Origin of the sequence: Streptomyces litmocidini, from assembly GCF_014649755.1 — a bacterium.
In the GTDB taxonomy this organism is placed as follows: domain Bacteria; phylum Actinomycetota; class Actinomycetes; order Streptomycetales; family Streptomycetaceae; genus Streptomyces; species Streptomyces litmocidini.
Map to the genome: position 1 here is coordinate 417,389 of NZ_BMTQ01000005.1, position 12,486 is coordinate 429,874.

The following is a 12,486-nucleotide window of genomic DNA, read 5'->3' on the forward strand; positions in this document are numbered from 1 at the left end:
GCGCATACCGCGTCTGGAGTACGCGCTCACTCCACCCGCGGGCGTACGAGACCGGACTCGTAGGCGGTGACCACCAGCTGGGCCCGGTCGCGGGCGCCGAGCTTGGCCATGGTCCGGTTGACGTGCGTCTTCACGGTGAGCGGGCTGACGTCGAGCCGCTCGGCGATCTCGTCGTTCGACAGGCCGCCCGCGACCAGGACGAGGACCTCGCGCTCCCGGGCGGTGAGCGCGGCGAGCCGCTCGGTGCGGGCGTCGCCGGCCGCGTTCGGGGGCCCCGCGGCGGAACCCTGGGCGAGGAAGGAGGCGATCAGGCCCTTGGTGGCGGCCGGCGAGAGCAGCGCCTCGCCGGCGTGGGCGATCCGGATCGCGCCGAGGAGCTCCTCCGGTTCGGCGCCCTTGCCGAGGAAACCGGAGGCGCCGGCACGCAGCGACTGCACGACGTACTCGTCGACCTCGAAGGTCGTCAGCATGACGATCCGCACGCCGGCCAGCCCGGGATCCGCCGTGATCATCCGGGTGGCGGCGAGGCCGTCGGTGCCCGGCATGCGGATGTCCATCAGGACGACGTCCGGCCGCGTGGAACGGGCCAGCGCGACCGCCCCGTCGCCGTCGGGCGCCTCCCCGACGACCTCCATGTCGGGCTCGGAGTCCACCAGGACCTTGAAGGCACTGCGGAGCAGGGCCTGGTCGTCGGCGAGCAGTACCCGGATCGTCACGTGCTGTCCTCCCCCGTGCGGGACGTCACCGGCAGTATCGCCTGCACGCGGAAGCCGCCGCCGTAGCGGGGTGCCGCGGTGAGGGTGCCGCCGAGCGCGCCGACCCGCTCGCGCATGCCGAGCAGTCCGTGGCCGCCGACCGGGGGCTGCTCGGCGGGCCCGGACGGGTCGGTCCGCGGGGTGCCGTCGTCGAGGACGGTGATCTCGACCGTACGGCCCACCCGGACGACGCTCACCTCGGCCTTCGCGCCCGGTCCCGCGTGCTTGCGGACGTTGGTCAGGGCCTCCTGCACGATCCGGTACGCGGCGAGGTCGACGGTCGCGGGCAGGGTCAGGCCCTCGTCGGCGCGGGCCAGGGCGACGGGGAGGCCGGCCTTGCGGAAGCTGTCGAGCAGCCCGTCCAGGACGGCGAGGCCCGGGGCGGGCTCGGTGGGGGCCTCCGGGTCGCCGGACTGGCGCAGCAGGCCGACGGTGGCGCGCAGCTCGTCCAGGGCGGAGCGGCTGGCTTCGCGGACGTGCGCGAGGGCCTCCTTGGCCTGGTCGGGGCGCTTGTCCATGACGTGTGCGGCGACCCCGGCCTGCACGTTCACCAGCGCGATGTGGTGGGCGACGACGTCGTGGAGGTCGCGGGCGATCCGCAGCCGCTCCTCGGCGACCCGCCGCCCGGCCTCCTCCTCGCGGGTCCGCTCGGCCCGCTCGGCCCGCTCCCGGATGGCGTCCACGAAGGCCCGGCGGCTGCGGACCGCGTCCCCCGCCGCGGCCGCCATCCCCGTCCAGGCGAAGACGCCGAGGTTCTCCTGCGCGTACCAGGGGGTCGGGCCGAAGGCCATGGCCGCGGCGGTGAGCACCGCCATCGTGGCGAGGCCGACCCGCCAGGTGGTGGGCCGGTCGGTGCGGGCGGCGACCGTGTAGAGCGCGACGACGGCGCTCATCGCGATCGGGGCGGGCCGGACGTCGTCGACCAGCTCCAGGAGGGTGACCACGACGGTGAAGGAGAGCACCGCGAAGGGCTTGCGCCGGCGCATCACCAGCGCGGCGGCCCCCGCGATCATGGCGAACACGCTCCACACGTCGGGCGTGCGGTCCCCGAAGGTCGGCCCGTCCGGGCTGCCGTGCGGATCGGTGAAGGACCCGGCGACCATCGCGACGAGCGAGCCGGCGGCGATCACGGCGTCGAAGGCGAGGGGGTGCGCGCGGAACCAGTCGCGGAGACGGGCGTGGGGGGTGCCGGTGGCGGGGCCGGTAGGGGTCACGGGGGACAACGGTACGGGCCCTGCGGGGCGGGCGGGGTGGGGTGGGGTGGGGTGGGGCGGGCCTTGCCGGGCGCCGCACCCTTCCGCGCCGGTGCCCGTGCCCTGCTGGGCGGTGCCCCGGCCCACCCGCCGTGTGGGCGATCGTCCCGCTGGGCGAGGGGGCCCCTGCTCGAGCGAAGCCGAGAGCTTGGGGGAGGGTGGGCACACGGGACGGCGCCCATAGCGGCGCCTCCGCGTTCCGCGCCCGGGCCCGCACCGACAGCGGCGCCGCACACGGGGTGCGGGTCCGGGCGCGGGAGCCTCGAGCGCCGGCAAGGGGCGCCGTTCCGTTGTGCCCACCCTCCCCCGAGCTCTCGGCTTCGCTCGAGCAGGGGGGACCCCCTCGCCCCGGCGGAACGACTGCCCACAACGGGGTGGGCGGGGGCGCCGCCCCGCGGGCGCAGCCCACAACGGCGGGGGCACCGCCCCGGCGGGCGCAGCCCGCGACGGGGCGGGCGGCGGCCGCGACGGGCGGGTGTCCGCGGTGCGGGGGGGTCAGCCGGGGATCAGGCCGTCCTCCGAGAGCATGGCGCGGACCTCGTCCAGGGTCGCGTCCGGCGCCGGAAGGATCAGCTCCGAGGGCTCCAGCACGTCGTCCGGCAGGGGCGAGCCGAGCCTGCGGACGGCGTCGAGGAGGGCGCCGAGCGTGCGCCGGAACCCTTCCTCGTCCCCCGCCTCCACCTCTTCGAGCAGCTCGTCGTCGAGCCCGTTCAGCTCGGCGAAGTGGCTGTCGGCCAGCTTCCGCTGGCCCTCCCCCATGATCCGTACGATCATGACGCGTCCTGTCTGTCGCCGAAGCTACTTCTCGAAGCGCGGGTGGGACTGCTGGGTGTGGTCCTGCGGCGCGGCCGCGCCACCGCCCTCGATGGCCTGCTGCTGCGCGGAGGAGCCGCCGGCCAGCTCGGCCTTCATCCGCTGGAGCTCCAGCTCGACGTCCGTGCCGCCGGACAGCCGGTCCAGTTCCGCCTGGATGTCGTCCTTGGCCAGACCGGACTGGTCGTCGAGCGCGCCCGAGGCGAGCAGCTCGTCGATCGCGCCCGCGCGCGCCTGGAGCTGGGCGGTCTTGTCCTCGGCCCGCTGGATCGCGAGGCCGACGTCGCTCATCTCCTCCGAGATGCCGGAGAACGACTCGGCGATCCGGGTCTGCGCCTGGGCCGCCGTGTAGGTCGCCTTGATGGTCTCCTTCTTGGTGCGGAAGGCGTCCACCTTGGCCTGGAGGCGCTGGGCGGCGAGGGTGAGCTTCTCCTCCTCGCCCTGCAGCGTCTGGTGCTGCACCTCCAGGTCGCTGACCTGCTGCTGGAGCGCGGCCCGGCGGGACAGCGCCTCGCGCGCCAGGTCCTCGCGGCCGAGCGCCAGCGCCTTGCGGCCCTGGTCCTCCAGCTTGGCGGACTGGCCCTGCAGCTGGTTCAGCTGGAGTTCGAGCCGCTTGCGGGAGGTGGCGACGTCGGCGACGCCCCGCCGCACCTTCTGCAGCAGCTCCAACTGCTTCTGGTAGGAGTAATCGAGCGTCTCGCGCGGATCCTCGGCCCGGTCAAGGGCCTTGTTCGCCTTCGCGCGGAAGATCATCCCCATACGCTTCATGACACCGCTCATGGGCTTCGCGCGCCCCCTTCTGACGGACTTCGGCTCCAGCTCTCCAACAGGATCCACAGTACGGGCCCTGTCTCCATTACCGCACTGTTCGGAGCGGGATGCGCTCCTCCCCAAGGACGACTGCGCGTGGGGTTTCCTCCCGCGCAGGGAGTAGGTGGATCCCGGGGAGACCACGCCCGTCCTCGCGTACGTACGGCCGAAGACGCAGTCCGTTAGCGGATCGTTCCCGGCCCGCATGGGGTTCATGCCCGCCACCCCGTACCCTTGGGTTTTGTGTTCCGTAGCCGTTCGAAGGACGAGAAGGCCCCCACCGACAAGGTGACGGCGGACCTCTCCACCAAGCAGCCCCGCGACCCCGAGGCCCCCAAGGGCCGCCCGACCCCGAAGCGGAGCGATGCGCAGTCCCAGCGCCGGCGCGCCGCGACGGTGCCGACCGACCGCAAGGAGGCCGCCAAGCGCCAGCGCGAGGCACGCCGCTCGGACCTGGCCCGGCAGCGCGAGGCGCTGGCGAGCGGCGACGAGCGCTACCTGCCCGTCCGTGACAAGGGGCCGGTCCGGCGCTTCGTGCGCGACTTCGTCGACTCCCGGTTCGCGATCGCCGAGTTCTTCCTGCCGATGGCCGTGGTGATCCTCGTGCTGTCGCTGTTCGGCAACGCCAACCGGGCGCTGCAGAACATCTCCCTGCTGCTGTGGCTCGGTGTGATCGTCCTGATCGTCATCGACTCGATCGGCATCTGGCTCCGTCTGCGGAAGCAGCTGAACGAGCGCTTCCCGAACGAGCCGAAGCGCGGTGCCATCGCCTACGGCCTGATGCGCACGCTCCAGATGCGCCGACTGCGTCTGCCCAAGCCGCAGGTCAAGCGCGGAGAGCGGCCCTGAGCGCCGACAGCTCGGAGTTCGACGGGCGCGCGTTCGGCGAGGCCACGTCGGAGTCGGGGGGCCCCGTGCTGCCCGTCGTCGCGCACTGGCCCGCCGCGCCCGGCGGGCTGCGCGACACCATCCGGCAGGAGATCGTCGCCCGTCAGCTCGACGAGCAGATAACCGCCCGGTATCCCGTGGGCCAGCGCCTGCGGATCCTCGACGCGGGCATGGGACAGGGCGCCCAGGCCCTCCGCCTCGCCCGGGCCGGACACACCGTGACCGGTCTGGAGGCCGATCCCGACCTCCTCAAGGCGGCCCGTGAGTCGCTGGCGACGGAGCCCGCCGGGATCCGCGAGCGGGTCCGGCTGATCGAGGGCGACGGGCGCGAGACCGGGGTGCACTTCCTGCCCGGCAGTTTCGACGTGGTCCTCTGCCACGGCGTGCTGATGTACGCGGACGAGCCCGACGCGCTGCTCGCGGGCCTGGCCCGGATGCTGGCCCCCGGCGGCCTGCTGTCCCTGGTGGTGCGGAACGCGGAGGCCCTGGCCATGCGGCCGGGGCTCGCCGGGGACTGGTCCGGGGCGCTCGCGGCCTTCGACTCCGACGTCTACACGGACGACAACGGCGTGAAGGTGCGGGCCGACCGGCTGGACGCGCTCACGACGACGCTCGCGGGGATCGCGGCGCCGCTGCACGCCTGGTACGGGGTGCGGGTCTTCACGGACGGCGTCCCCGCCGACGCGGGCCTGCCCGCCGCCGAGGAGTTGGAGCGGCTGCTCGCCGCCGAGGACCGGGCCGGGCGCACGGAGCCGTACCGACGGCTCGCGGCGCTGCTGCACCTGTGCGGGGTACGGGGCTGAGGGGGGCGCGGCGGGCGGTCGCGCGCCCCTGAACGGGTGCGCTCGCCGGGCCGGGGGCGGGGCGGAATCGGATACTCCGGACATGGACGTCTCCCCTGCCCGCGCCCGTGATCGTGCCCGTACCCGTCGTGTCCTTCTTCCCCTCGCCGCCGGTGCCTGCGCCGTCGCGCTGACCGGTGGCTGCTCCGCCGCCGACGGGGACCTCTCCGCCCCGGAACGGTCCACCCAGGCGGCGGCGCCGCTCGCCGCCAACGAGCTCCAGGACGACTACCGGACCGTCATCAGGAACGTCCTGCCGTCCGTCGTGCAGATCGAGGCGACGAACAGCCTCGGCTCCGGCGTCGTCTACGACGCCAAGGGGCACGTCGTCACCAACGCGCACGTGGTCGGCCAGGAGAAGAGCTTCAAGGTCACGGCGGCCACCGGCGGACAGCCCGTGACGGCCCGGCTCGTCTTCTCCTACCCGGAGCAGGACCTCGCCGTGCTCAAGCTGGACAGCGTGCCCCGGGGGCTGAAGGCGGCGAAGTTCGGCGACTCGACCGGCGTCGACATGGGACAGATCGTGCTCGCGATGGGCTCCCCGCTGGGCCTGTCCGGCAGCGTGACCCAGGGCATCGTCTCGGCGACCGGCCGGACCGTCAGCGAGGGCCGGGCCGGCGGCGGCACCGGAGCGACCATCGGGAACATGGTCCAGACGTCGGCCGCGATCAACCCCGGGAACAGCGGGGGCGCCCTCGTGAACCTCGACGGCGAGGTCATCGGCATCCCCACCCTCGCCGCGACCGACCCCGAACTGGGCGGTGGCTCGGCTCCGGGCATCGGCTTCGCGATCCCCGCGTCGATGGTGCGGACGATCGCGGACCAGATCGTCAAGAACGGCAAGGTGACGGATTCGGGGCGGGCCGCCCTCAACATCACCGGCCGTACGGTCCTCGACGACGGGTACAAGCCGACGGGCGTCGCGGTGGTCGAGGCGCCGGCGGGCGGGGCCGCGGCCAAGGCGGGGCTGAGGCCGGGGGACGTGATCACGCGTCTCGGCGACGCCGAGATCACGACGATCACGTCGCTCTCGGAGGCGTTGGCGTCGATGAAGCCGGGGGACGTGGTGACGGTCGGGTACGTGCGGGACGGGGCGACGCACCAGGCGAAGGTGACGCTGGGCGAGATGTAGGACGGGGGCGGGGCGCGGGGCGCGGGGCCCGGCCCCGCGCCCCGCCGCCCGGTTCTAGCCCTCCGCGTCGAGGGACATCGGGCCGTAGATCTTCCTGCCGTCCTCCGAAAGGGTCACCTGGTCCGCGCCGCCGCCCAGGAGGTCACGCCAGTGTTCGCCGATCCAGCTCTCCGCGTCGCCCTGGGTGGTGAACTCCTCGGGGGTCACCACCGGCTCGACCTCCGTGCCGTCGGACTTCTCGAACCGCCACGTCCATGCCATGTCAGCCTCCGGATGATCGGTTTCCTGCCCGCAGCGTAGCCGGGCGCGCACGCCTCGCGGTGGCGCGGGAGGATCTGAGGGTGGAACTGACTCTGCTCGGCACCGGCGCCCCGCTCGGCCTCCCCCGTCCCGACTGCCCCTGCGCCGTGTGCGCGCTCTCCCGAGGGCCGCGCGCGCGGGCCGCGACCGCGCTGCTCGTGGACGGGGCCCTGCTGCTCGATCTGACCCCGGGGGCCGCGCTCGCGGCGGCCCGGTCGGGGCATTCGCTGGTGGGGGTGCGGCAGGTGCTCCTCACGCATCCGCACGACGGGCCCGCCGTCGAGGTGCCCGCAGGGCTTCCGACGGCAGGGCGGGTGCCGGACGGCCGGGAGTTGACGCTGATCAGCGGGCACCGGGTGCGGGCCGTGCCGATGGACTCCCCGGGGACCGGGTACGAGGTGACCTCGGCCGAGGGCGAGCGGCTGCTGTACCTGCCGCCGGGCGGGGCGGTCGCCGGGCTGACGGACGGCCGGCTCGATCCGTACGACATGGTGGTCGCCGATGTGACGGGGCGGCCTGACGGGCTGGCCCGGCTGCGGGCGGCCGGGGCGGTGGGCCCGGCCACCGAGGTGATCGCGGTGCACCTGGACCACGACGTGCCGGCGGGCGCCGGGCTGGACCGGCGGCTCGCGGCGGCCGGGGCGCGGGCGGTGCCGGACGGGACGACGCTGTACGTCGGCGACTACCACGAGGTGCCGGAGGTGCCCCGGCGGACGCTGGTGACGGGCGGGGCCCGGTCGGGGAAGTCGGTGGAGGCCGAGCGGCGCCTGGAGACCTTCCCCGAGGTGCTGTACGTGGCGACGGGCGGCACGCGGGAGGGCGACCCGGAGTGGGCCGAGCGGGTCGGGCTGCACCGGGAGCGGCGGCCGGGTTCGTGGCGTACGGCCGAGACCTGCGAGCTCGTGCCGCTGCTGGTGGAGGACGGTCCGGCGCTGCTGATCGACTGTCTGTCGCTGTGGCTGACGGACGCCATGGACCGGGTGGGGGCGTGGGACGACGAGACCTGGGCGGACGGCGGGCGGGCGGCGCTGCGGGAGCGGACGGCGGAGCTGGTGGCGGCGGTGCGGGCGACGCGCCGCACGGTCGTGGCGGTGACGAACGAGGTCGGCTCCGGGGTGGTCCCGGCGACGGCGGCGGGCCGCCGGTTCCGGGACGAGCTGGGGCGGCTGAACGCGTCCTTCGCGGAGGAGTGCGAGGAGGTCGTCCTCGTGGTCGCGGGGCAGGCGCTCGTACTGCGCGGGTAGGGTTCCGATCGCTGATGGCCCTCGCTGACTTGTCACTAGGCGGAACCCTTGAACCTGGACGACTTCTCCGATCTGATCGAGCGCCCCGACGGCGGGATACGGCGTGACGCCGAGGAGCGCAGGGAGCGGCTGACCGTGCCGCCGGGGGCGCTCGGGCGGCTGGACGAGCTGGGCGAGTGGTTGTCCGCGGCGCAGGCCTCGGTCGAGGTGCGGGCGATCGAGCAGCCGAAGGTCGTGCTGTTCGCGGGCGACCACGGGGTGGCATCGCTCGGCGTGTCGGGCCGCGCGGCGGGCACGGCGCACGAGCTGGTGCGGGCGGTGCTCGACGGGGCGAGCCCGGTGGCCGTGCTCGCCCGTTCGACGGACGTGCCGGTGCGGGTCGTGGACGCCGGTCTGGACTGCGATCCGGAGCTGCTGCCCGCCGAGGTGGTACGGCACCGGGTGCGGCGCGGCAGCGGCCGGATCGACGTGGCGGACGCGCTGACGGTCGAGGAGACCGAGGCGGCGGTCCGGCTGGGCATCGCGATCGCCGACGAGGAGGCGGACTCGGGCACCGATCTGGTGGTGCTCGGTGACCTGAGCGTCGGCGGGACGACCCCGGCGGCCACGCTGATCGCGGCGCTGTGCGGGACGGACGCCTCGGTGGTGACCGGCCGGGGCGGTGCCGGGATCGACGATCTGGCGTGGATGCGCAAGTGCGCGGCGATCCGGGACGCGCTGCGGCGGGCCCGGCCGGTCCTGGGCGACCAGCTGTCGCTCCTCGCGGCGGTCGGCGGCGCGGACCTGGCGGCGATGACCGGGTTCCTGCTGCAGGCCTCGGTGCGGCGGATGCCGGTGATCCTGGACGGCGTGGTGGGCGCGGCCTGTGCGCTGGTGGCGCAGCGGGCGGCGTTCCGGGCGCCGGACTGGTGGCTGGCGGGCCAGGTGAGCGGGGAGCCGGCGCAGGCGAAGGCCCTGGACCGGATGGCGCTCAACCCGCTGCTCGACCACGGCGTCCATGTGGGTGAGGGAACCGGGGCATTGCTCGCACTTCCCCTCGTCCGGGCCGCGGCGGCGTTCGCCGCGGAGCTGCCCGAACGTCCGGCTCCGGACGCCGTGGACGCCGACGGCGCCGCGGGGGTCTGAGCGCGGACGGAGGGGAACGGTCGTCTCCGGGGCGGTCGCGCGCGACGCGCGCGTGGCCGCCCCGGGCGTCTCCGCGCCGCAAGCAATGCCCCATATGATCGCTTTTCATGGGAGAAGTCCGCTTGTCTGCCGATGCAGCACCCCGGGGCACGACCGCCCGTTCGCGGCGCGGCGCCGCGTTCGCCGTCTGGTACCTGCGTGTCGTCACGTTCATCAACTTCCTGAGCGCCGTGTGGGTCTCGTTCGGCAACGACCTGCGCCGTCACAACGAGGACGACTACTTCACCCCGTACATGCTCACCGCGGGCTTCGCCTCGGGCGTCTTCACGCTCTTCCTGGCGATCACCATGCGGCGCCGCAAGCGGGCCGCATGGATCCTCAACCTGGTGCTCAGCGGTCTCTTCCTGCTGCTCTTCGCGCTCGTGATGCTCTTCCCCGAGATCCGGCAGCACGCGCAGAACTGGATCTCGCTGGCCCTCACCGCCGCGTTCGTCCTCGCGCTGCTGCTCGGGCGCAAGGAGTTCTACGCGAAGGGCGACCGCTCCAATCCCAAGCTGGCGGCGGGGGTGGCGGTCGGCGGACTGCTGGTCACCTCGCTGATCGCCGCCCTCCTGGTGACCGTCACCAACGAGTCGACCGGCCACTCCACCTTCATGGACCGCTGGAAGTACGGTCTGATGCGGCTGGCCACGCTGGCCTCCAACGACTCCGGCTTCACCGGCATCCACACCCCCGGCTGGGTCGACGTCACCATCAACGTGCTGTCCACGCTGCTGCTCTTCGCGGTGCTCTTCGCCGCCTTCCGCTCCCGGCGGGCCGTCGACCCGCTGACCGAGGAGGACGAGGAGCGGCTTCGGCTCCTGCTCGACAAGCAGGGCGAGCGCGACTCGCTCGGCTACTTCGCGCTGCGCCGCGAGAAGAGCGTCGTGTGGTCGCCGAGCGAGAAGGCGGCCATCGCCTACCGGGTGGTCGGCGGCGTCTCGCTCGCCTCCGGCGACCCGATCGGCGACCCCGAGGCCTGGCCCGGTGCCATCGAGCCCTGGCTCGCCGAGGCGCGCGAGCACGGCTGGATCCCCGCGGTGATGGGCGCGAGCGAGGAGGCCGGGGTCATCTACGCCCGGCACGGCCTGGACGCCCTGGAGCTGGGCGACGAGGCGATCGTGGAGACCGACGAGTTCACCCTGGACGGCCGGGCGATGCGGACGGTCCGGCAGGCCTTCAACCGGGTCAAGCGGGCCGGGTACCAGGTCCGGATCCGGCGCCACGAGGACATTCCCGCCGAGGAGATGGCCGAGCTGCTGCGCAAGGCGGACGACTGGCGGGACGGGGCCACCGAGCGCGGTTTCTCGATGGCGCTCGGCCGGCTGGGCGACCCCCGGGACGGCCGCTGCGTGATGCTGGAGTGCACCGACGAGACGGGTGGGCTGCGGGCGCTGCTCTCCTTCGTCCCCTGGGGGCCGAAGGGGCTCTCGCTGGACCTGATGCGCCGTGACCGGGACTCCGAGAACGGCCTGATGGAGTTCATGGTCATCGAACTCCTGCAGCGGGCCGAGGAGATCGGGATCACTCAGGTCTCGCTCAACTTCGCGATGTTCCGCTCCGTCTTCGAACGTGGCTCGAAGCTCGGGGCGGGACCCGTGCTGCGCATGTGGCGTTCGCTGCTCAGCTTCTTCTCCCGCTGGTGGCAGATCGAGTCGCTGTACCGCGCCAACGCCAAGTACCGACCGATCTGGGAGCCCCGATTCATGCTCTTCGAGAAGAGCGCGGACCTGCTGCGCATCGGCCTCGCGGCCGGGCGGGCCGAGGGCTTCCTGGAGGCCCCCGGTCTGCCGAAGTGGATGCACCGCAAACACCTGGAGAGCGGTCGTTGAGAGGGGCCCCGAAGGATTTCGCCCGCCGCGAGTGGGGGCCGCTGTTCGCCACCGTGCGGACGGCACTGGTCGTGAAGCGGTGGAGGGCGGCGCCGATGACGCTCGGCGCCGTCTGCCTGACCGCCCTGTTCCAGCTCGTCCAGAACCAGGACTGGGGCTATCAGCCGGTCCAGGACATCGGTTCCGTACGGGCCGAGGACCCCTTGTGGCTCGCGCTGCTGCGGACGCCGCTGTCGCTGTTCGTGCCCGCGCTCGACCTGCCCGTCTGGGGCGCCCTCGCCCAGGTCCTGCTGGTGTTCGGGATCGCCGAGATCTGCCTCGGACGGTGGCGGACGCTCGCCGTCGCCTATCTGGCGACGCTGGCCGGCACGCTCTACGCGCGCGTGGGCATCGCCCTCGGCCCGGACAGCCCCTTCGGGCTGCCCGCCTCCGACGCGCAGGTCGTCGACACCGGCCCCTCGGCGGCCGTGGTGGGCCTCGCCGTCTACGTCTGCTGGCGGTACGGGGCGCGGTGGACGGGCGCGGTGGTGGTCCTCGCGATGGTGATCGAGGTGGTGGTCAAGGCGAACCTCGCGGGCAAGGAGCACATCGCGGCGATCGCCGCCGTCCTCGCCCTGATCGCGGTCCGGGCCCGGCGCGGGCGGGGTCAGGACGGCGTCGAGCCCCGGCCGGGCACGCGCTCCTGGAAGCCGCCGATCAGGTCCTGAAGGCGGCGCCGCACCTTGGTCCAGCGCTTGTCGTGGCGGTAGGCGCGGAGCCGGGAGCGGGCCCTGGCGCGGTGGCGGCGGCCGTAGAGGTGCCGGGACCACCAGGAACCGGGACGGGCCAGCCGGACGGCGCCGACGATCGCCACGAACGGGACCAGGATCCCGAACACGGCCATCCGGAGCTTCCCCTTCACCAGGGTGACCAGGACGATGAGGAAGTTCAGCGCGATGGTGAGGACGAAGGCCGTCCGGTCCTGGCGCTCCTCCGTCGTCACGCCGTCGACGCCGAGCGGTGAGAAGCCGCTCAGGGCCAGCAGGACCAGGGCCGCGGTGAGGACGACGACCTCGACGCTCTTGCGGCCCTCGTCCGACCAGTAGACGTCGTCGAGGTGGAGGATGAGCGCGAACTCGTCCAGGACGAGCCCGGCTCCGATCCCGAAGACGACGGCGAAGGCGGCCGCGCCGAGGCCGTGCCGGTCGCTGGCCACCGCGCCGAATCCGCCGAGGACCGTGAGGACGACGCCCGGCACGACGTGATGGATGTGGAGGCCTCCCGAGGAAACGTTCCGGAAGGGACCCTTCCCCGCCCGGATGAGCCGGGTGACGGTGCGGGTGACCAGGAATGTCAGGACGAAGGAGGTCAGAGCGAGCAGCATAGGGAGCTTGCCCGGCTCGACGATGTTCCGGGAGAACCAGTGACCCATGCCACCCACTTCCGATATGCACGGTATGCGCAATCTACCGCT

Annotated in this window: 13 protein-coding genes; 7 read left to right on the top strand and 6 right to left on the bottom strand. The window is 73.6% G+C overall.

What is annotated here, in order from left to right:
* Positions 1-26 precede the first annotated feature (26 nt).
* From IE180_RS14115 to IE180_RS14130, 4 genes are all read right to left on the bottom strand, one after another.
* Positions 27-716 (bottom strand): response regulator, encoded by a 690-nt coding sequence (locus IE180_RS14115; RefSeq protein WP_190157198.1) that lies wholly within the window; start codon positions 714-716, stop codon positions 27-29.
* Positions 713-1,969, bottom strand: a complete 1,257-nt coding sequence (locus IE180_RS14120) for a sensor histidine kinase (protein WP_190157199.1) — start codon at positions 1,967-1,969, stop codon at positions 713-715. The genes IE180_RS14115 and IE180_RS14120 overlap by 4 nt, the downstream gene beginning before the upstream one ends.
* Before the next feature lie 534 nt (positions 1,970-2,503).
* A complete protein-coding gene (pspAA, locus tag IE180_RS14125; RefSeq protein WP_190157200.1) occupies positions 2,504-2,782 on the bottom strand; it encodes a PspA-associated protein PspAA in 279 nt (92 codons plus the stop codon).
* 24 nt (positions 2,783-2,806) lie between these two features.
* The gene (locus tag IE180_RS14130) at positions 2,807-3,601 is read right to left on the bottom strand and encodes a PspA/IM30 family protein (RefSeq protein WP_190157201.1); all 795 of its coding nucleotides are present in this window, start codon (positions 3,599-3,601) and stop codon (positions 2,807-2,809) included.
* A gap of 273 nt (positions 3,602-3,874) precedes the next feature.
* On the opposite strand from IE180_RS14130, the gene IE180_RS14135 reads away from it, so the two are divergent.
* The 3 genes from IE180_RS14135 (at position 3,875) to IE180_RS14145 (ending at position 6,493) form a co-directional block, all read left to right on the top strand.
* A complete protein-coding gene (locus IE180_RS14135) occupies positions 3,875-4,480 on the top strand; it encodes a DUF3043 domain-containing protein (RefSeq protein ID WP_190157202.1) in 606 nt (201 codons plus the stop codon).
* Between the two features lie 65 nt (positions 4,481-4,545).
* Positions 4,546-5,322 carry a methyltransferase domain-containing protein gene (locus IE180_RS14140; protein WP_229860469.1) on the top strand — a complete coding sequence of 259 codons (777 nt, stop codon included), beginning with the start codon at positions 4,546-4,548 and terminating at the stop codon, positions 5,320-5,322.
* 82 nt (positions 5,323-5,404) lie between these two features.
* Positions 5,405-6,493, top strand: a complete 1,089-nt coding sequence (locus IE180_RS14145; protein WP_190157203.1) for a S1C family serine protease — start codon at positions 5,405-5,407, stop codon at positions 6,491-6,493.
* 54 nt (positions 6,494-6,547) lie between these two features.
* Here the strand turns inward: IE180_RS14145 and IE180_RS14150 are convergent, their stop codons facing one another.
* The gene (locus IE180_RS14150) at positions 6,548-6,754 is read right to left on the bottom strand and encodes a hypothetical protein (RefSeq protein ID WP_190157204.1); all 207 of its coding nucleotides are present in this window, start codon (positions 6,752-6,754) and stop codon (positions 6,548-6,550) included.
* An 80-nt stretch (positions 6,755-6,834) separates the two neighbouring features.
* Between IE180_RS14150 and IE180_RS14155 the strand changes: the two genes are divergently transcribed.
* The 4 genes from IE180_RS14155 (at position 6,835) to IE180_RS14170 (ending at position 11,740) form a co-directional block, all read left to right on the top strand.
* On the top strand, positions 6,835-8,037 hold the full coding sequence (locus tag IE180_RS14155; protein WP_190157205.1) for a bifunctional adenosylcobinamide kinase/adenosylcobinamide-phosphate guanylyltransferase: 1,203 nt from the start codon (positions 6,835-6,837) through the stop codon (positions 8,035-8,037).
* A 48-nt stretch (positions 8,038-8,085) separates the two neighbouring features.
* Positions 8,086-9,162 carry a nicotinate-nucleotide--dimethylbenzimidazole phosphoribosyltransferase gene (cobT, locus tag IE180_RS14160; RefSeq protein ID WP_190157206.1) on the top strand — a complete coding sequence of 359 codons (1,077 nt, stop codon included), beginning with the start codon at positions 8,086-8,088 and terminating at the stop codon, positions 9,160-9,162.
* Between the two features lie 107 nt (positions 9,163-9,269).
* Complete coding sequence (locus IE180_RS14165; protein WP_190157207.1) at positions 9,270-11,033, top strand: phosphatidylglycerol lysyltransferase domain-containing protein; 1,764 nt, start codon at positions 9,270-9,272, stop codon at positions 11,031-11,033.
* The gene (locus IE180_RS14170; RefSeq protein WP_190157208.1) at positions 11,030-11,740 is read left to right on the top strand and encodes a hypothetical protein; all 711 of its coding nucleotides are present in this window, start codon (positions 11,030-11,032) and stop codon (positions 11,738-11,740) included. Before IE180_RS14165 ends, IE180_RS14170 begins: the two co-directional genes overlap by 4 nt.
* Here the strand turns inward: IE180_RS14170 and IE180_RS14175 are convergent.
* Positions 11,680-12,444 carry a hypothetical protein gene (locus IE180_RS14175; RefSeq protein ID WP_190157209.1) on the bottom strand — a complete coding sequence of 255 codons (765 nt, stop codon included), beginning with the start codon at positions 12,442-12,444 and terminating at the stop codon, positions 11,680-11,682. The two genes, IE180_RS14170 and IE180_RS14175, sit on opposite strands and share 61 nt — an antisense overlap.
* Between the last annotated feature and the right edge of the window lie 42 nt (positions 12,445-12,486).